The sequence below is a fragment of the Psychromarinibacter sediminicola genome (assembly GCF_029168335.1).
GTDB lineage: Bacteria > Pseudomonadota > Alphaproteobacteria > Rhodobacterales > Rhodobacteraceae > Psychromarinibacter > Psychromarinibacter sediminicola.
The window spans coordinates 1-17,020 of sequence record NZ_JARGYC010000022.1; the positions used below are offsets into that span (position 1 = coordinate 1).

A 17,020-nucleotide genomic window follows, 5' to 3' on the forward strand; every position below is an offset into this window, starting at 1 on the left:
CGAAGAAGCGCGGTGGCCACCAGACAGGCCGCGCGCTGCGCTACGCCAGATGGCTCCGCGCGCGGCCTCCTACACCACCCCGTGGGGCACTACCCCTTGAAGCCATGTTTTGCCGCCCACTGGGGGACAGTCAGCCCACTGCGCCGGATATCTTTCTTGGCCTGAATAAGTGTCTTTGACATTTTCCTGGTCGCGTGTAGCTTGGCACAGACACGACACAGAATATACACAAGTCAGCACATATCAACACAAGACAGCACACGCGAGGACGGGGTAGGTGCGCGATTGCGCCACCTGCGCGGCGAAAGCACTCAGGCAGAGTTTGCCGAGCGCTTGGGGCTGACGCGTTCGGCATTGGCCAATTACGAGAACGGACGCACGAAACCCAAACCGTCCCTGCTTCGCGAGATTTCTCGGAAGCTGGGGATATCGGAGGATTTTCTTCTTTCTGGTCAGGTGCGTAATGAGTACGAGCTTAACCTTGTTGTTACTGGTCGAGGCATGTTGAACGAAAGCCACACGACCCACGACGAAGAGGCAATTCTCAGGCTCTTGAGGGCCATTCCGCCGAACTACGTTAAAGAGATCGTTGAAAAGCTATTGGAACTGGTCGAGCTGAAACCCGAGGTTCGAGAGCGTTTGAACGGACCGGGGATCGAGACGGACTTGGCTTTGTTGGCCGAAATCTACCGCAAAGGCGGGGTATTCGATAAGGGCCAGCATCCGCTCGAAGCGGAAGAATGGCTTGAGCGGTATGCAAAGCTCGCGCGCTCAGAGCACTGACCTACGCCTTACCAATAGCTTTACTGGCAAGCTTCAACACACGGAAAATCAATAACTTATCATGCCGCACTGTCCTGCGGGATTGGGGCAATATTGGCTGCCTTCATTTCCGTCGGCAATTCAACGCCTTACGCGACACTCACGGCACGGTCGCGAACATTCCAAAGGTATCACTCAGGGAAAATCCAAAAGTCGCGCGTCAGCGGGGATATTTCGGACCAGAAGAAGTTCAGGGTCGGGCCCCCCGTTCCGGTCTTGGGAACAGGGGGCCTTCTCCTGGTGCGGTCATCGGCGTCCCCGCCTGTACCGCGGGTCCAATCATGACGTCGCAGGATTAAGAGTTCGTTACTTCTTCTGGTTCAAAATATCCCCGCCGGAGGCATGAAAGTTTCCGGCGCGACGGATCGGCCACGCGCGCCGCTTCAGACGAAGTGCCGCACGTCGCGGGGGTGTCGATGCAGCGCGGGCGGTGCGGCGGTGTTGGCGACGGGGCGTGGCACCGGCGCCGGCCGGTCGGGCGTCAGCCGGGGGCGCAGCAGCGCCAGCGGGTGGGCGCGCAGCGTCAGGCGCAGCGAGACGTAGTCCTCCACCACCTCCTCGCCCAGGGTCATCGGCTTCAGCGTCACCTCCGGCTCGCGCAGCCCTTCGCCGTCGAGATCGCCCTGGAACAGTGGTAGCTCGCCACCGTCGGGCAGCGCCCTGGCGGCCCAGAGCGCCTGGCGCCGGGTCAGCCCCAGCCCGGCGAAGACATCCGCCGTGGCCAGCACCTGCAGCAGCTTCGACGACAGCCCGGCGCGGCGCCACACGTCCTCGACCGCGTGGTAGCCGTTCAGCCGGGCGGCGGTGATCCACTGTGCCTCTTCCTCGGACAGCCCGCGCACCTGGCGGAAGCCCAGCCGCAGGGCCAGCCCGCCCTCGTCGTCGGGTTCCATCGTGTTGTCCCAGGCGCTCGCGTTGATGTCGACGGGGCGCACCTCGACTCCGTGCTCGCGGGCGTCGCGGAGGATCTGCGCCGGGGCGTAGAAGCCCATCGGCTGGGCGTTCAGCAGGGCGCAGGCGAAGATGCCCGGGTGGTGGTATTTCAGCCAGGCCGAGGCATAGACGAGCTGCGCGAAGCTGGCCGCGTGGCTTTCGGGGAAGCCGTAGGAGCCGAAGCCCTCGATCTGGGAAAAGCAGCGTTCGGCGAAGTCGGCCTCGTAGCCGTTCTGCGCCATGCCCGACAGGAACCGGCCGCGGAACTCGCTGACCGAGCCGTGTTTCTTGAAGGTGGCGAGCGACCGGCGCAGGCGGTCGGCCTCGTCCGGGGTGAAGCCGGCGCCGGTGATCGCGATCTGCATCGCTTGTTCCTGGAACAGCGGCACGCCGAGGGTCTTGCCCAGCACCGCGCCCAGCGCGTCCGAGGGAAACGTCACCTCTTCCTCGCCGTTGCGCCGGCGCAGGTAGGGGTGGACCATGTCGCCCTGGATCGGGCCGGGGCGGATGATCGCCACCTCGATGACGAGGTCGTAGAAAGATCGCGGCCGCATCCGGGGCAGGAAGTTCATCTGCGCCCGGCTTTCCACCTGGAACACGCCGAGCGAATCCGCGTCGCAGAGCATGTCGTAGACCGCCGGATCTTCGGGCGGCAGGCTGGCGAGGTCATAGGCCACGTTGTGGTGCTCCCGGATCAATCCGAAGGCCCTGCGGATGCAGGTCAGCATCCCCAGCGCCAGCACGTCGACCTTCAGGATCCCCAGCGCGTCGATGTCGTCCTTGTCCCAGGGGATGACGGTGCGGTCCTCCATCGTCGCGTTCTCCACCGGGACCAGCTCGTCCAGCCGCCCCTCGGTGATGATGAAGCCGCCCACGTGCTGGCTGAGGTGCCGGGGGAAGCCGATGATCTCGTAGATCAGCGCCATGGTCTGGATCAGCCGCGGGTCGTCGGGGTCGAGCCCGAGCTCGCGGAAGCGGCGGTCCTCGACGGCGTCGGCCGAGAAGAAGCCCCAGAGCTGCGACGACAGCGCGCTGATCGTGTCCTCGGTCAGCCCCATGGCGCGGCCGACCTCGCGGATCGCGCGCTTGCCGCGATAGTGGATGACCGTGGCACACAGCCCGGCGCGGTGGCGGCCGTAGCGCTCGTAGATGTGCTGGATCACCTCCTCGCGGCGCGCGTGCTCGAAATCCACGTCGATGTCGGGGGGCTCGTTACGGGCCTCGGAGACGAAGCGCTCGAAGACCATGGTGCCGATCTCGGGCGAGACGCTGGTCACGCCCAGGCAGTAGCAGACCACCGAGTTCGCCGCCGAGCCGCGGCCCTGGCACAGGATGCCGCGCTCGCGGGCGAAGGTGACCACGTCGTTCACGGTCAGGAAATAGGGCTCGTAGTTCAGCCTGGCGATCAGCTGCAGCTCGTGCTCCAGCATCGTGCGCACCTTCTCGGGGGCGCCGGAGGGGTAGCGCCAGTGCAGCCCCGCGTAGGCCAGGCGCGACAGGCGGTCGGCGGGTGCCTCGCCCTCGGCGATCTCGGCGGGGTACTCGTAGCGCAGCTGGTCCAGGTCGAAGGCGCAGCGCGCGGCGATCTCGGCGCTGCGGCGGACGGCGTCCTCGTGGCCCTCGAAAAGGCGCAGCATCTCGGACTCGGACCGCAGCCGCTGTTCGGCATTGGCCAGCGCGGCGCGGCCGAGGTCGTCGACCCGCACGCCCGCGCGGATCGCGGTCAGAACGTCGGTCAGCTTGCGCCGCGCCCCGTGATGCATGACCGGGGCGGCAGAGGCGACGGTGGGGATCCGCAGGGCCTCGGCCAGCGCGGCGAGACGGTCGAACCGCTCTTCGTCCTGCCCGTCGTAGCGAGGATAGATCAGCAGCGAGACCTGCCCGGGGAAGCGGCGCGACAGCCGGTCCGCCTGTGGCCGCCACGCGCCCGCGCCGCCCGTCTCCGCCTGCGCCTCTGGGGACGGGTGGAGGAGCAGTTCCTGCCCGTCCCCCCAGGCCATCAGGTCGTCCAGGGTCAGCCGGCAGTGCCCCTTCTCGGCCCGGAGCCGCCCGGCGGAGATCAGGCGGCAGAGCCGGCCCCAGGCGGCGCGGTCGCGGGGCAGGACGGTGACAGTGAACTCGTCCTCCAGCACGATCCGCGCGGCGGGGATCAGGCGGGGGACGGTCAGCACCGGTGCCGCCGGCGGCGGCGGGATATGCGCGGGGCGCGGGGGGCCGATCGGCTCTGCCTCCTGCCGCAGGCGGACCGCGCGGGCGATCTCCTTCATCTGGGTATGGGCGCGGACGATCCCGGCGACCGAGTTCTCGTCGGCGACGGCCACCGCCTCGACCCCCAGGATCGCCGCGCGCGCCATGTATTCCTCGGGATGCGAGCCGCCCGTGAGGAAGGTGAAGTTCGAGGTGGCGTTCAGTTCGGCGAAGGGCATGCCCGGCAGTATATTCCCGTTTTGTTCCAGTGTGGAGTCGTCCTTGCCGGCGAGCATGATTGGATGGGCCGGAAAGGCGTATTTCGAACGAGAAGAAGCCTGGTGCGCGACAGGGGGCTTCTTCTCGTTTCAAATACGCAAAATCCGACGGTCCGGCCGGGGGTGGCGGCGGGGTCAGCTCGCGGTGCAGCCCATCGCGAAGCAGTCCTTGATCGCGTCGATCTGCTCGGTCGTCGGATCGGTGAAGAAGTCGGGGTAGCAGGGCCCGACCTCCAGCAGCGGATCGGCGCCGGCATCGACGCGCAGGAAGGTCATCACCTGCCGGCCGGTGGGCACGCTGGCGCACCAGGCGGAGACGCAGTGCTCGACCACGCGGACGGTGCGGTTGACGGGCTCGGCGGGGCCGTCGCGGTTCAGGGTGTGGCCGGTGAAGGTCATGTCGTAGACCCGGTCCTCGGGCCGGGTGTTCGAGGGATCCTCCGGGCGCGGGCCGGGGCCGCCGGAGAATTGGCCGAGGACGATCACGTAGACCTCGGTGGCGGCGTTGGCGCGGGCGAAGGCGTCGACCGGGTCGGGCCGCATGCAGGACAGGGCGGCGGCCTGGGTGGCGGTGAGGCAGAGGGCGGCGAGGGCGGCAGTCAGGCGGCGCATCAGAGTTTCTCCCGGAAGCTGTCGATGACCTGGGTATAGACCGCTTGCTTGAACGGGACGATGGCGGCCACCAGGTCGTCGGGCGCCATCCATTGCCAGCGCGAGAATTCGGGGTGCTCGGCTTCGAGGTCGATCTGGTCGTCGCGGCCGAGGTAGCGCAGCAGGAACCAGCGCTGCTGCTGGCCCCGGTAGCGGCCCTTCCAGACCCGGCCCAGCAGGTGGGGCGGCAGGTCGTAGGTGATCCACTCGGCGGTCTCGGCCTCGCAGTCGACGAGGTCGGCCGTCACGCCCGTCTCCTCGCGAAGCTCGCGGAGGGCGGTCGTGCGGGGGGCCTCGCCCTCGTCGATGCCGCCCTGGGGCATCTGCCAGGCGCCGGGGGTATCGATCCGTTCGCCGGCGAAGATCAGGCCCGCGGGGTTGGCGAGGACGACGCCGACGCAGGGGCGGTAGGGCAGGCGGGCGGCGTCTTCGGGGGTCATGGGGTCCTCGTGGCCGATTCAGGGGGCAGGGTAGGGCGTTCGGAGCGGAAGGGAAAGCGGGAAGCGGGGGTGTCCAAGGTTGGACGCTATGTCAAGTCATTGATATATATACCGATAGCGGTAACGGACATGGTCGCGTCCGTGCCTCCACGCCTCGGCGGCCTCTTGCACGCCGGGCGCGGCGGCCGGGGCCGGCCCGGTCGGGAACCTGCGGCGCCGGGCCTGCATTGCCATGGTAACGGAGGGCCGCGCCATTACCTATTTCCAGAGCCTGTCCGCGGCGGGATTCGCCGCAACCGCGATCAGCTACGGCCCCGGCCGGATGGGGTTCGGCCTGTTCGTGCCCGAGTTCCGCTCGGCCTTTTCGATGTCCACCACGGCCGTCGGCTTCGTGTCGAGCCTTGGCTTCGTGGGGTTCTTCCTCGCCCTCCTGGCGGCGCAGCGCCTGCTCGTCCGGCGCGGGCCGGAATGCCCCGTCCTGGCCGGGCTCGCCGCGGCGACGGCCGGTATGGGCCTCGTGGCGATTGCCCCGAACGCGGCCGTACTGGCGCTCGGCGTCTTCCTGGCCGCGTCGAGCGCGGGCTTTGCCTGGACGCCGTTCAACGACGCCGTGCACCGCAAGATCCGCGACGCCGACCGGCCGGCGGCGCTGTCGGAGATCAGCACGGGAACCACCGTCGGGGTCGCGGCGGCGGGGCTCGCGGCGCTGGCGATGGTCCTGCTCGGCCTGTCGTGGCGGGTGTGCTGGGGCGTCTTCGCCGCGGCGAGCGGGATCGCCCTGCTGGCCAACTGGGCCGCCCTGCGCCCGGTCGAGCGGTCGCCCGAGGGCACGCCGCGCCGGGCCTGGCGGGCGCTGATCCATGTCGCGGCGATCCCGCTGGTCGTCGTCGCCTTCGTCTATGGCACCACCTCGGCGATCTACATCTCCTTCGCCGCGGACCGGATGGTGGAGCGCGGCGGCGTTCCCGGCATCGCCACGGCGGCCACGCCCGCGCTCGTCTTCATCCTCTATGGCGTCTTCGGCCTGTCGGGGCTGATGACCGGGCGCGCGAAGGAGGCCCTGGGGCTGCCCTGGTTGCTGCGCCTGCTGATGCTGGCCGGTGCGGTCTCGGCGGCACTGGTGGCCGTTCTGCCCGGGCACTGGGCCGGGCTGGTGCCGTCGGCCGGGCTTCAGGGCGTGCATGTGATGATGACGAGCGCGGTGCTCGCCTTCTGGTCGGAGCGGCTGTTCCCGACGCTGCCCGCGCTGAGCTTCACCGCGGCGCTGCTGGCCACCGCGGCGGGGAGCGTGATCGGCCCGGCCGTGGCCGGCATGGCGTCGGACGCGGTCGGGGCGCGGGCGATGTTCCTGGGCACGGCGCTGCTGCCGGCGGCAACGGCGCTGCTCCTGCGCGGCCGGCATGCGCAGGAGCGGCCGGCGCGCACAGCCGCTGCGTGACGGATGGCGTCGCACAGCGATGGCACCGGGCCGGGACCGGCCGGAGTCGCCTTAGCGCCCGGCGGCGCGCGGGGCGGTCGGGTCCGGCGCGGACGGGAGGCCGACAAGGGGCGTGTCGAGGAGATCCTCGATGAAGAGGCTGACGAATTGCGACCGGTTGGTGACGCCGGCCTTGCCGTAGACACGGGCGAGCTGGGCGCGGACGGTGCCGGGCGCGGCCCCGCGCAGCGCGGCGATTTCGGCCATGTCGAAGCCCTTCAGCGCGAACAGCGCGACCTCGGCCTCGGCCGGCGTGAGGCTCCAGCCCGCGAACCGCTCCTCGATCAGCGCGCCGAAGGCGCCGGAGGCCGCGGCCACGGCCTGTTCGGACCGGCGCATCGCCTCGATGGCGCGGCGCATTTCGAGGCCGCAGAAGAACGTGCCGACAATCAGCGCCACCGCGACGGCCGCCTCGAAGAGCGTATGCGGCACCAGTCCGGTCAGCCGCAGGTCGGCGACCACGTCGCCCACGAAGAACACCGCGCAGAGCGCCTGCAGGATCACCAGCGCGGCGAGCAGGTTGACCCGCATCCGCCCGCCGCGCCGCGCTCCGCCGGCCGCCGGCGCCGTCATCGCCGCCCCGGACCGATCATGCCGCGCACCAGGTTGCGGCCGCCGCGCCGCGATTCGAACGCCACGCCGGCGAGGTGCAGGGCGGCCAGCACCAAAAGGAGGTTGCCGCCGAATTCGTGGATCTCCTCCAGCACGTCTTCTCCTTCTTCGTCTTCCCCGTCCTCTTCGTGTTCTTCCGCCCCTTGGGCCTCGTCCCCGGTCTCGGGCTCGACATAGCCGTATGTGCGGCCCTCGGGGAACGGGTCGGATTCCATGGCAAGGCCCGTCACGCCCATCACGATCAGCGTGGCCCACATCGCATAGGCCATCAGCGCGCCCAGCGGGTTGTGCGACCGGTGCTCTTCATGCCGGCCCGCGCGGATGTCGGCAATGTGGGACCATGCCGCACGCAGTGAGGGCGGGAAGGCCGTGAACCGGGCCTCCTCGGGCCCGACGAGGCCCCAGAGCAGCCGCAGGCCCAGCATCGCGATCATCGCGTAGCCGATCCAGATGTGGAGTTGTGCGCCGCCCTCGACGATCAGCCCGTTCAGGACGACCGCGAACGCGATCGTCCAGTGCGTGAGCCGGACGAGCGGGTCCCAGACCCGCCCGCCCTGTGCCCGGGCCGTGTCGGCCGTCATCAGCTGTCACCTTCGCTGCGCAGGATGTGGCCGGTCAGGGGATCGACCTTCAGCTCCCAGCGGCGGCCGTCCCGGGTGGCGTAGATCTCGATCTCGCCCCGCTCGCGCTCGTAGCGCGTGATCTGATAGCCTTCGGCCGCGATCATCTCGCGGATGGCCGCATCGTCCAGGCCGGCCCGGTCCGGCGCACCGCGGCGCAGCCCCGCCTGCAGGCCGATGACCTCGCCGGTGGTCGCGTCGACCACGAGGTCGAGACGCGCGTCGTCGCGGATGGCCGTGACGTCGATCCGGTCGCCGGTGACCGTGTAGCGGGTCATCTCGTAGGCCTCGGCCGTCAGGGCGTCGGCGATGGCGCCGGCATCGGTTCCGAGCGTGGTGCCGAGGGTGGGGTCCGCGGCGGAGGCGGCGCCGGCCGTCAGGCCGAGGGCCGCGAGGGCGGCAAGTGTTCGTGTGCTCATCGTGGTCTCCTTGATTAACGCGCCGGGGAACGCCCGGCGGTGGTCGCAATCTGGAGACCGGGTTCGGGGCGGGGAATTGCCGCGACGCTTATGGCGGCGGCCGTAAGCGCGTGCGTATGCCCGCATGCGCGACGGCTCTGGCCGGCCATGGTCATTCTCCGAAACGAAAAGAGCGGGCCGCAGGGGCCCGCTCCGTTCTGTGTCAGGCCGGGCGGATCACTCCGCCGCGGCGGACATGGCCGACAGGCCGTGCAGCAGGTCGATCGCGTAGCTGAGCTGGAAGTCCTCTTCGCGCAGCTGCGCGGCTTCCTCGGCGGCGGCGCGTTCTTCCTCGATCTGGCGCTGCTCGTCCTCGCTGAGCGAGTCGTTGTCCAGTGCGCCGCGCAGGTCGGCCTCGGAGCGCAGCGGACGCGGGGTGTCCTCGTCCTCGGTCTCCTCCTCGGGGCGGGCCGGCGGCTGCTGGACCACGATGTCCGGCGACACGCCGAGCGCCTGGATCGAGCGGCCCGAGGGCGTGTAGTAGCGCGCCGTGGTCAGCCGCATCGCGCCGTCGCCCCGCAAGGGCATCACCGTCTGGACCGAGCCCTTGCCGAAGGACTTGGTGCCCACGACGATGGCGCGGCGGTGGTCCTGCAGGGCGCCGGCGACGATCTCCGAGGCCGAGGCGGAGCCGCCGTTGATCAGCACGACCATCGGCTTGCCCTCGGCCAGGTCGCCGGGCGAGGCGTTGTAGCGTTCGCCGTCCTGCGGGTCGCGGCCCCGGGTCGACACGATCTCGCCGGCTTCGAGGAAGGCGTCGGAGACCTTGATCGCCTGGGTCAGCAGGCCGCCGGGGTTGTTGCGCAGGTCGAGCACGATGCCCTCGACATTGTCCATGCCGCCCAGTTCCTCGACCGCCTCGGCCAGCCCCTCTTCGAGGTTCGGGAAGGTCTGGTCGTTGAAGGTGGTCACGCGCAGGACGATGGTGCTGCCCTCGGTGCGGGTGCGCACGGCGGTCAGCGTGATCGTGTCGCGGATGATCGAGACGTCGAAGGGCTCGTCGGTGCCCTCGCGCACGACGGTGATGATGATCTCGGACCCGACGGGGCCGCGCATCATCTCGACCGCCTCGTCCAGGGTCAGGCCCAGGACGGATTCACCGTCGACATGGGTGATGAAATCGCCCGCCTCGATCCCGGCATTGTCGGCCGGCGTATCGTCGATCGGCGAGACGACCTTGACGAAGCCTTCCTCCTGCGTGACCTCGATGCCGAGGCCGCCGAATTCGCCGCGGGTCTGCACGCGCATGTCGGCGGCGTCCTGGGGCGAGAGGTAGCTGGAATGCGGATCGAGCGAGGTCAGCATCCCGTTGATCGCGGCTTCGATCAGCTCGGCCTCGTCGACCTCTTCCACGTATTGCGCGCGGATGCGTTCGAAGATGTCGCCGAACAGGTCGAGCTGCTCGTAGACCGATCCCTGCTTGTCGCCTTCCTGGGCGAGCAGCGGGCCGGCGATCTGGGTGGTGGCGATGACCCCTGCCAGGGTTCCGGCCACCGCGGCCATCACGAATTTCTTCATAGGGTCCTCGTCGTCAGTCTATGGCGAACCATTGGGCCGGATTGATCGGCTTGTCGCCTTCCCTTGCCTCTATGTAAAGCGTTTCCGTCCGGTTAGCGCCAGCGCCGTCGGCGCCGGCATCGGGAAACGCCGCTCCCTGCGGTGCCTCTCCGCCCATCAGCCCGACCGGCGCGCCGGCGGGCAGCACCTCTCCCAGTTCTCCATACACCTCTTCGAGGCCGGCCAACACCAGAAGATATCCACCGCCCGGCTCAAGGATCATCACGTTTCCGTAGTCGAGCAAGGGCCCGCGATAGCGGATCGTGGCGGGCCAGGGCGTGGTGACCAGCGCGCGGGGCCGGGTGGCTACCACTATGCCAGGGCGGGCGATGCCCGCGGCGTCGGCCTCTCCGGCGCGGTGCAGGACGGTGCCGGCGACCGGCAGGGGCAGGTTGCCGCGGTCGGGGTCGAAGTCGGGCAGGGGCGCGCCGGCGTCTTCCATGTCGGTTAGGCCGGAGGCGAAGGCCTCCAGCGTCTCGGCGCTGTCGATCAGGCGGGTCAGCGCGTCGGGGTCGGCGAGCAGGCGCTTCGGCAGGTCGACGCGGTTGGAGATTGCCTGGGAGAGCGCGGTGCGGGCCTGCTGCACGCCGGCGAGGCCGTCCTGCAGGGTCTGCGCGGCGCTTTCCTGCAGGGCGCGGAGGGTGGCGATTTCCTCCAGGTCCTTGCGGAGCGTTTCCGCCTCGCGTTGCAGGGCCGGCGTCACCTGGCTGGCGATCATGCCGGAGCGGGCGGTGCCGGTGGGGCCGGCGGGGTGCAGCAGCAGGAGCGGCGCGGGCGAGGTTTCGATGGATTGCAGCACGCCGAGGAGGCGCATGACCTCCTCGCGCTTGGCCTCGAAGCGCTTGCGCAGCACCTCCTCGCGGATGGCGGCGCGGCGCAGGCCCTCGCGGAGGGCGATCAGGCCGTTCTCGTAGGCGCGGATCGTCATGGTCAGGGCGCGGACGCGGTCGCTGGCCTGTTCGGCGGCGGCCAGCGCGTTCTGGGCGGCCTCCAGCTGGCCCGCGGCGCGGCGGGCCATGAGTTCGAGGTCGTCCTGGGCCGGGGCCGGGGTGGTGAGGAGGGCGAGCGTGAACGCCGGGATTGCGAGCGCCGATTTCCACCCGTCCCGCACGGCGGCACGCCGTGCAGCGCCGCCTCTCGGCGATTGCGGGGCAATCGCCTGTCGGCAGGGCATTTCGTTTCGAAATGCCCGAGAGACCCGCCCCCCCGGGGCGGCGCTTCTGGCGAGGACAGTACCAGGTGTCCGACCTAGATTCTTATGTCTCCGGCATCGCAAAGCTCGACCGCGCCCCGGCGGGTCGGCGCTGCACGGCGTTCCGCCGAACCGTGGCAGAAAAAGGCGAAACAGCCTCATTCGGAGATCAGGCTTTCGCCGGTCATTTCCCCGGGCTTCTCCAGCCCCATCAGGTCCAGCACCGTCGGCGCGAGGTCCGCCAGCCGGCCGTCGCGCAGGTGGGCGCGGTCCGGGCCGCCCCAGACGATCACCGGGACGAGGTTGGTGGTGTGCGCCGTGTGCGGGCCGCCGGTCTCCGGGTCGACCATGGTCTCGCAATTGCCGTGGTCGGCGGTCACCACGATCGCGCCGCCGGCCTTGTCCAGCGCCTCCAGCGCGCGGCCGAGCCCGAGGTCGACGGTGGAACAGGCCGTCATCGCCGCCTTCAGGTCGCCGGTATGGCCCACCATGTCGGGGTTGGCGTAGTTGACGACGATCAGGTCGTAGCCCGCCTCGATGGCCCCGACGAGCTTGTCGGTGACCTCGGGCGCGCTCATCTCTGGCTGCATGTCGTAGGTGGCGACCTTGGGCGAGGGCGGCATGGCGCGGTCCTCGCCCTCGTAGGGCTCTTCCTGCCCGCCGTTGAGGAAAAAGGTCACATGCGGGTATTTCTCGGTCTCGGCCAGGCGGAACTGGGTCAGCCCGTGGCCGGAGACCCATTCGCCCAGCGTGTTGACGATTTCGCGCTTGGAGAAGGCGGTGGCCATGTAGCCGTTGTGCTTGTCGGAATACTCCACCATGCCCAGCAGCGCGGCATAGGCGGGGCGATCGCCCGCGTCGAACTCGGAAAAGCCGGGCTCGCCGATGGCGCGCAGGATCTCGCGGGCGCGGTCGGCGCGGAAGTTGATGAAGAAGACGCCGTCGCCGTCCTTGGCGCCGGAGTAGCCGTCGATGACCGTGGGGGTGATGAACTCGTCCGTCTCGCCGCGGTCGTAGGCGGCGGCGATGGCGGCGTCGGCGCTGTCGGCGGCCTCGCCCCGGGCGCGGATCATCGCGTCATAGGCCTTTTCCACCCGGTCCCAGCGGTTGTCGCGGTCCATCGCGAAGTAGCGGCCGGAGACGGAGGCCACGGTGACGCCGTCGGGCAGGTCGCTCACGAACTTCGCCACCTGTTCGCGCGCGGATTTCGGCGGGACGTCGCGGCCGTCGGTGATGACGTGGACGGTGACGGGCACGCCGCGGTCAGTCAGCAACTTCGCGGCGGCGACGATGTGGTCCTGGTGCGAATGCACGCCGCCGGGCGAGGTCAGGCCGGCGAGATGCGCCGTGCCGCCCGAGGCCTTCAGCGTCTCGGCGAAATCGAGGATCGCTTCGTTGTCGAAGAACGACCCCTCCTCGATGGCCAGGTCGATCTGGCCCAGGTCCATCGCGACGACGCGGCCGGCGCCGATATTGGTATGCCCGACCTCGGAATTGCCCATCTGCCCGGTGGGCAGGCCGACATCGGGGCCGAAGGTCGTGAGGAAGGCGTGCGGGCAGGTGGACCAGAGCCTGTCGAAGTTCGGCGTCTCGGCCAGGGCAGGGGCGTTCGCCTCGGTCTCTTCGCGATGGCCCCAGCCGTCGAGAATGCACAGAACCACGGGTTTCGGGTGCGTCATGTCGCTGCTCCTGCCTGCTGCCGGATGTCTACGCCTCACGGCGGTGGGTTTGAACCCGCTTTCTTGGCGGAATGGGCCGGATCGTGCCGGCCGCGGCGCTGCGCGCGGTTTCGGGGTGCATGGCGGCGGCGTGAAAGTTAATCCTGCGGGCGGACAACGAGGGGACAGCGATGCAACCGATCCGGACGGAGCGAACCACGATAACCGCCGCGATTCCCGCCGACTCGGCCGCCCTGGCGCGGTATTCGGTGCGCAACGCCGACCACCTGTCGCCGTGGGAGCCGGAGCGGCCGGAGGGCTGGCATTCCGAATCCGCCTGGTACACGAGGCTCGTCGCGAACGCCGCAGAGGTACGGGCGGGCCGCTATCTGCCGCTGGTCGCGCGGTTGCACGACGAGACCGAGATCGTGGCCGTCGCGAACCTGTCGAATATCGCGCGCGGGGTGTTCCAGGCCTGCAGCATCGGGTTCTCGGTGGACGCCGCGCACGAGGGGCAGGGCGTCATGCGCGAGGTGCTGGAGGCGGCGCTGGGCCATGCCTTCAGCGAGATGGGGCTGAACCGGGTGATGGCCAACCACCTGCCGGAGAACACCCGCGCGGCGGGCGTGCTGTACCGGCTGGGGTTCGAGCAGGAGGGCTATGCCCGGCGCTACCTGAAGATCGCCGGGGTGTGGCGGGACCACGTGCTGACGGCGCGCGTGGCGTCGCAGGAGGCCGCGGCGGCCGGGGCGGAGGGCGTCAGAGAGGCGGCGGCGACGGCGCGGGTGGTCTGAGCGGGCGTGCCCCCCGTCAGGCCCGGTGATACGGCGTGCCGGCGAGGATCGCGGCGGCGCGGTAGAGTTGTTCGGCGAGCATCACGCGGACCAGCATGTGCGGCCAGACCATCGCGCCGAGGCTGACGGCGATGTCGGCCTGCGCCCGCAGGGACGGGTCGAGCCCGTCGGCGCCGCCGATGGCGATGGCCGCGTCCGGCACGCCCTGGTCGCGCCAGTCGGCGAGAAGCTCGGCGAATTGCGGGGAGGTGAGGCGCTTGCCGCGCTCGTCCAGCACGGCGAGTTTCGCCCCCTTGGGCACGGCGCGGCGCAACAGATCGGCCTCGGCGGCCATGCCGCCGCCCTTGCGGTCCTCGACCTCGGTCACGCTTGCGGGGCCAAGCCCCAGGCCGCGCCCGGTCCGGTCGAACCGGGTGAGATAGTCGTCGACCAGCGCGCGTTCCGGACCGGCCCGAAGCCGGCCCACGGCGCAGATGTTCAGGCGCATCAGGCCTTGGCGACCACCGCCTCGCCCGGCGTCATCCACATCTTTTCAAGCTGGTAGAAGTCCCGGACCTCGGGGCGGAACACGTGGACGATCACGTCGCCCGCGTCGATCAGCACCCAGTCGCCGGTGTCCTTGCCCTCGACCTTGCAGACCAGGCCGAACGTTTCCTTCAGCCGCTCGGTCAGCTTCTCGGAGATCGACGCGACCTGCCGCGACGACCGCCCCGAGGCGATCACCATGTAATCCGCCATTTCCGATTTCCCGGTCAGGGTAATCGAAACAACGTCTTCGGCCTTGTCGTCTTCGAGAGAGGAAAGGATGCGTTCAAGCAGCTTGTCGCTTGTCGCTTGCTCCGCGAATTCGTTCATCGGAGCACCGCTAACGGCCCGTGGATCAGCCGTCGTTGCCGTGTAAGACAGGACATTGTCCTCCTTCGTTGCGCGCCGCCATCGGCCCCGGCGCCGGGCATGGGTTCAGGCTAGCACCGCCGGCGCGCATTCTCAATCGCTGCGGGGGGCCGGTTGCCGCGCTGGGCTGGAAATCGCACAGCTTTGCGGCAAATAGGTGACCCGGGGATAACAAACAAGGGTGACCGCTCGACAGAATCGGCGCGGGCGGCAAGGAAGAGGCATGGATTTCCGGCGTATTCTCAAACCGTTGATCCCGGTCTGGCGGATCGCCAACGGGGTGTCCGACGCGATCACCGAGCGCAATCTGGACCTGATCGCGGCCGGCGTGGCGTTCTATGCCATGTTCGCGATCTTTCCGGCCGTGGCGGCGATCATCGCGCTGTGGGGCTTTCTGGCCGATCCGGAAGTGGTGGAGGAGCAACTGGGAATGCTGCGCGCCTTCGTGCCGGATGACGGGTTCTCGGTGCTCAAGCGCCAGGTCGACCGGCTGATCCGCACCAACGAGAGCACGCTGGGCTGGGCGACGCTGATCTCGACCGGCGTGGCGCTGTGGTCGACGCGGGCCGGGGTAGGGGCGCTGACGCGGGGGCTGAACGCGGCCTATGGCACGATTCCGCGTTACGGCTTCTGGGGCATCGCCTGGTCGGTCTTCATGACCGGGGCGCTGGTGCTGGTGGCGCTTCTGGCGCTGGCCAGCGTCGTCGTGCTGCCGGTCCTTCTGAACATCTTTCCGCTGGGGCGGTTCACCGAAGCGGCGCTGACCGTGGCGCAATGGACGCTGACCGGCGGGGTCACGCTGGGCACGCTGGGGCTGCTCTATCGCTACGCGCCGAACCATCGCGGGCGGCGGCCGCGCTGGCTGAGCCTCGGCGCGGTCCTGGCGCTGGTGATCTGGGCCGTCGCGTCGGTGGCGTTCTCGTTCTACATGGCCAACTGGGGCAGCTACAACGAGGTCTACGGCTCGATCGGGGCGATCATCGCGCTCTTGATGTGGTTTTTCATCTCGGCGCTGTCGATCCTGCTGGGCGCCGCCGTGAACGCCGAGTTCGACGAACGGTATCCGCGCGAGCGGCCGAAGCGGTTCAGTCGGCAGCCTCCGCCCGAGTCGTGAGCGTGCTGCCCTCCAGCATCTTCACCTCGCGCTGCGGGAACGGGATCGAGATGCCGTTCTCCTGGAACGCATCCCACAGCGCGAGAAAGACGTTGCCACGGATATTGGTGAGCCCGCCGGTCGGGTCGCTGATCCAGAAGCGCAGGATGTAGTCGACCGACGAATCGCCGAACCCGACGATGTGGCAGACCGGCGGCCGGTCGGCCAGGACGCGGCTCACGCCGCTGGCGGCGGCGATGGCGACGCGGCGGACGAGATGCGGGTCGGCGCCGTAGGCGGTGCCGAAATAGATGTCGAGCCGCACGAAGTCGTTCGAATGCGACCAATTCACCACCTGCCCGGTGATCAGGTCCTCGTTCGGGATCAGGTATTCCTTGCCGTCCCGCGTGGTGATCGAGACGTAGCGGGCGCCGAGCTTGTTGATCCAGCCGAAGGTGTCGCCCAGCGAGATGACGTCGCCGGGCTTGATCGACTTGTCCAGCAGCAGGATGACGCCGGAGACCAGGTTGGACACCACCTTCTGCAGGCCGAAGCCGAGGCCCACGCCGATCGCCCCCGACAGCACCGCAAGGCCGGTCAGGTCGAACCCCACCGCCTTCAGCCCGATGAAGATGGCCGCCGAGAACAGGACGATCTGGATCACCTTGACCAGCAGCACCTGCATCGAGGGCGAGATGTCCTCGTTCCGGCGGATGCGGGCCGAGGAGGTGGAGGCGATCATCCGGGCGAGCGCGACGAGCACCGCCGTGACCGCAAGCGCCTTCAGGACCGCAAGCAAGGTCAGCCGGAACTCGCCGAATTCCAGCGCCAGGCCGTCGAGAAGCTCGGCCGCCTCGTCGGTCAGGCCGAGGTAATAGAGGATCACGTAGGCCCAGAGGCTCCAGGTGACGATCCGGCGCAGGGCCGGGTTGCGCACCAGCCGCGCCAGCAGCGCGACGGCGAGCATCGCGGTCGCAATGGTGGCGATCAACACGAGGATGTAGCGGCGTGACGGGAAGACGGTGACGGACATCATCGCCCCGACGGCGGACCAGGCGAGCGCGACGAAGAAGATCAGCTGCAGCCGCCGCTCGACGATCAGCAAGAGCCGCAGCCGCCATTTCGGCCAGCCCTCCAGGGTGCGCATCCAGCCGCGCATCCTTGGCGAGGTCCAGCGTTGCAGGCCCCATGCGAGGGCGAGACAGCCGGCGAGGATCGCGACCTGGGTCAGCCGCGAGGGCAGCAGCAGGTTCGCGGCCTGGGCTCGGATCATCGTCCAGGCCTCGGCCAGCAGGGTAGAGAGGGTTTGCAGTTCGGCTTCCATCGGCTGCGACGATCTTATCCCGGCCGGGCC

The 17,020-nt window shown here is 69.2% G+C and carries 16 protein-coding genes; 4 read left to right on the top strand and 12 right to left on the bottom strand.

The genetic code is table 11. The annotated features are described in order from the left end of the window. Positions 1 to 285 precede the first annotated feature (285 nt). Positions 286 to 783, top strand: coding sequence for a helix-turn-helix domain-containing protein (locus P1J78_RS10085; protein WP_275567223.1), 498 nt, complete (start codon positions 286 to 288; stop codon positions 781 to 783). Positions 784 to 1,205: 422 nt separating this feature from the next. Here P1J78_RS10085 and P1J78_RS10090 read toward each other — a convergent pair whose 3' ends face one another. The 3 genes from P1J78_RS10090 to P1J78_RS10100 all read right to left on the bottom strand — a co-directional run bounded on the left by P1J78_RS10090 (position 1,206) and on the right by P1J78_RS10100 (position 5,311). Next, the gene (locus P1J78_RS10090; RefSeq protein WP_275567224.1) at positions 1,206 to 4,181 is read right to left on the bottom strand and encodes an error-prone DNA polymerase; all 2,976 of its coding nucleotides are present in this window, start codon (positions 4,179 to 4,181) and stop codon (positions 1,206 to 1,208) included. Positions 4,182 to 4,355: 174 nt separating this feature from the next. Beyond that, positions 4,356 to 4,832 (bottom strand): hypothetical protein, encoded by a 477-nt coding sequence (locus tag P1J78_RS10095; RefSeq protein WP_275567225.1) that lies wholly within the window; start codon positions 4,830 to 4,832, stop codon positions 4,356 to 4,358. Further along, positions 4,832 to 5,311, bottom strand: a complete 480-nt coding sequence (locus P1J78_RS10100) for an RNA pyrophosphohydrolase (RefSeq protein ID WP_275567226.1) — start codon at positions 5,309 to 5,311, stop codon at positions 4,832 to 4,834. Before P1J78_RS10100 ends, P1J78_RS10095 begins: the two co-directional genes overlap by 1 nt. A 232-nt stretch (positions 5,312 to 5,543) precedes the next feature. Between P1J78_RS10100 and P1J78_RS10105 the strand changes: the two genes are divergently transcribed. Further along, positions 5,544 to 6,749, top strand: a complete 1,206-nt coding sequence (locus tag P1J78_RS10105; protein WP_275567227.1) for an MFS transporter — start codon at positions 5,544 to 5,546, stop codon at positions 6,747 to 6,749. 51 nt (positions 6,750 to 6,800) lie between these two features. On the opposite strand, the gene P1J78_RS10110 is transcribed toward P1J78_RS10105, so the two are convergent. From P1J78_RS10110 to gpmI, 6 genes are all read right to left on the bottom strand, one after another. Next, complete coding sequence (locus P1J78_RS10110) at positions 6,801 to 7,361, bottom strand: helix-turn-helix transcriptional regulator (RefSeq protein ID WP_275567228.1); 561 nt, start codon at positions 7,359 to 7,361, stop codon at positions 6,801 to 6,803. After that, on the bottom strand, positions 7,358 to 7,981 hold the full coding sequence (locus P1J78_RS10115) for a cytochrome b/b6 domain-containing protein (protein ID WP_275567229.1): 624 nt from the start codon (positions 7,979 to 7,981) through the stop codon (positions 7,358 to 7,360). Before P1J78_RS10115 ends, P1J78_RS10110 begins: the two co-directional genes overlap by 4 nt. Then, a complete protein-coding gene (locus P1J78_RS10120) occupies positions 7,981 to 8,439 on the bottom strand; it encodes a PepSY domain-containing protein (protein ID WP_275567230.1) in 459 nt (152 codons plus the stop codon). The genes P1J78_RS10115 and P1J78_RS10120 overlap by 1 nt, the downstream gene beginning before the upstream one ends. A gap of 216 nt (positions 8,440 to 8,655) precedes the next feature. Beyond that, positions 8,656 to 9,996, bottom strand: coding sequence for a S41 family peptidase (locus tag P1J78_RS10125; RefSeq protein ID WP_275567231.1), 1,341 nt, complete (start codon positions 9,994 to 9,996; stop codon positions 8,656 to 8,658). A 13-nt stretch (positions 9,997 to 10,009) separates the two neighbouring features. Next, complete coding sequence (locus P1J78_RS10130; RefSeq protein ID WP_275567285.1) at positions 10,010 to 11,053, bottom strand: murein hydrolase activator EnvC family protein; 1,044 nt, start codon at positions 11,051 to 11,053, stop codon at positions 10,010 to 10,012. A gap of 332 nt (positions 11,054 to 11,385) precedes the next feature. Next, positions 11,386 to 12,906 (bottom strand): 2,3-bisphosphoglycerate-independent phosphoglycerate mutase, encoded by a 1,521-nt coding sequence (gpmI, locus tag P1J78_RS10135; RefSeq protein ID WP_275567232.1) that lies wholly within the window; start codon positions 12,904 to 12,906, stop codon positions 11,386 to 11,388. A 170-nt stretch (positions 12,907 to 13,076) separates the two neighbouring features. Here gpmI and P1J78_RS10140 point away from each other — a divergent pair, with 170 nt between their 5' ends. Continuing rightward, positions 13,077 to 13,679, top strand: a complete 603-nt coding sequence (locus P1J78_RS10140) for a GNAT family N-acetyltransferase (protein WP_275567233.1) — start codon at positions 13,077 to 13,079, stop codon at positions 13,677 to 13,679. A 16-nt stretch (positions 13,680 to 13,695) separates the two neighbouring features. Here the strand turns inward: P1J78_RS10140 and rlmH are convergent, their stop codons facing one another. Both rlmH and rsfS read right to left on the bottom strand, forming a co-directional pair. After that, on the bottom strand, positions 13,696 to 14,166 hold the full coding sequence (rlmH, locus tag P1J78_RS10145; protein WP_275567234.1) for a 23S rRNA (pseudouridine(1915)-N(3))-methyltransferase RlmH: 471 nt from the start codon (positions 14,164 to 14,166) through the stop codon (positions 13,696 to 13,698). After that, positions 14,166 to 14,534 carry a ribosome silencing factor gene (gene rsfS / locus P1J78_RS10150; RefSeq protein ID WP_275567235.1) on the bottom strand — a complete coding sequence of 123 codons (369 nt, stop codon included), beginning with the start codon at positions 14,532 to 14,534 and terminating at the stop codon, positions 14,166 to 14,168. The genes rlmH and rsfS overlap by 1 nt, the downstream gene beginning before the upstream one ends. A 262-nt stretch (positions 14,535 to 14,796) precedes the next feature. On the opposite strand from rsfS, the gene P1J78_RS10155 reads away from it, so the two are divergent. Then, positions 14,797 to 15,687: a YihY/virulence factor BrkB family protein gene (locus P1J78_RS10155; RefSeq protein ID WP_275567236.1), complete on the top strand. Its 891-nt coding sequence runs from the start codon at positions 14,797 to 14,799 to the stop codon at positions 15,685 to 15,687. On the opposite strand, the gene P1J78_RS10160 is transcribed toward P1J78_RS10155, so the two are convergent. After that, on the bottom strand, positions 15,659 to 16,990 hold the full coding sequence (locus P1J78_RS10160; protein WP_275567237.1) for a mechanosensitive ion channel family protein: 1,332 nt from the start codon (positions 16,988 to 16,990) through the stop codon (positions 15,659 to 15,661). The genes P1J78_RS10155 and P1J78_RS10160 overlap by 29 nt on opposite strands. Positions 16,991 to 17,020: the final 30 nt, after the last annotated feature.

What these genes read in the sequence shown, in the direction of transcription:
- P1J78_RS10090 (WP_275567224.1), bottom strand. Translation starts at nt 4,181, where the DNA reads ATGCCCTTCGCCGAACTGAACGCCACCTCGAACTTCACCTTCCTCACG.
- rsfS (WP_275567235.1), bottom strand. Translation starts at nt 14,534, where the DNA reads ATGAACGAATTCGCGGAGCAAGCGACAAGCGACAAGCTGCTTGAACGC.
- P1J78_RS10105 (WP_275567227.1), top strand. Translation starts at nt 5,544, where the DNA reads ATGGTAACGGAGGGCCGCGCCATTACCTATTTCCAGAGCCTGTCCGCG.
- P1J78_RS10095 (WP_275567225.1), bottom strand. Translation starts at nt 4,832, where the DNA reads ATGCGCCGCCTGACTGCCGCCCTCGCCGCCCTCTGCCTCACCGCCACC.
- P1J78_RS10155 (WP_275567236.1), top strand. Translation starts at nt 14,797, where the DNA reads ATGGATTTCCGGCGTATTCTCAAACCGTTGATCCCGGTCTGGCGGATC.
- P1J78_RS10100 (WP_275567226.1), bottom strand. Translation starts at nt 5,311, where the DNA reads ATGACCCCCGAAGACGCCGCCCGCCTGCCCTACCGCCCCTGCGTCGGC.
- P1J78_RS10140 (WP_275567233.1), top strand. Translation starts at nt 13,077, where the DNA reads ATGCAACCGATCCGGACGGAGCGAACCACGATAACCGCCGCGATTCCC.
- P1J78_RS10115 (WP_275567229.1), bottom strand. Translation starts at nt 7,981, where the DNA reads ATGACGGCCGACACGGCCCGGGCACAGGGCGGGCGGGTCTGGGACCCG.
- rlmH (WP_275567234.1), bottom strand. Translation starts at nt 14,166, where the DNA reads ATGCGCCTGAACATCTGCGCCGTGGGCCGGCTTCGGGCCGGTCCGGAA.
- gpmI (WP_275567232.1), bottom strand. Translation starts at nt 12,906, where the DNA reads ATGACGCACCCGAAACCCGTGGTTCTGTGCATTCTCGACGGCTGGGGC.
- P1J78_RS10110 (WP_275567228.1), bottom strand. Translation starts at nt 7,361, where the DNA reads ATGACGGCGCCGGCGGCCGGCGGAGCGCGGCGCGGCGGGCGGATGCGG.
- P1J78_RS10120 (WP_275567230.1), bottom strand. Translation starts at nt 8,439, where the DNA reads ATGAGCACACGAACACTTGCCGCCCTCGCGGCCCTCGGCCTGACGGCC.
- P1J78_RS10160 (WP_275567237.1), bottom strand. Translation starts at nt 16,990, where the DNA reads ATGGAAGCCGAACTGCAAACCCTCTCTACCCTGCTGGCCGAGGCCTGG.
- P1J78_RS10130 (WP_275567285.1), bottom strand. Translation starts at nt 11,053, where the DNA reads ATGGCCCGCCGCGCCGCGGGCCAGCTGGAGGCCGCCCAGAACGCGCTG.
- P1J78_RS10125 (WP_275567231.1), bottom strand. Translation starts at nt 9,996, where the DNA reads ATGAAGAAATTCGTGATGGCCGCGGTGGCCGGAACCCTGGCAGGGGTC.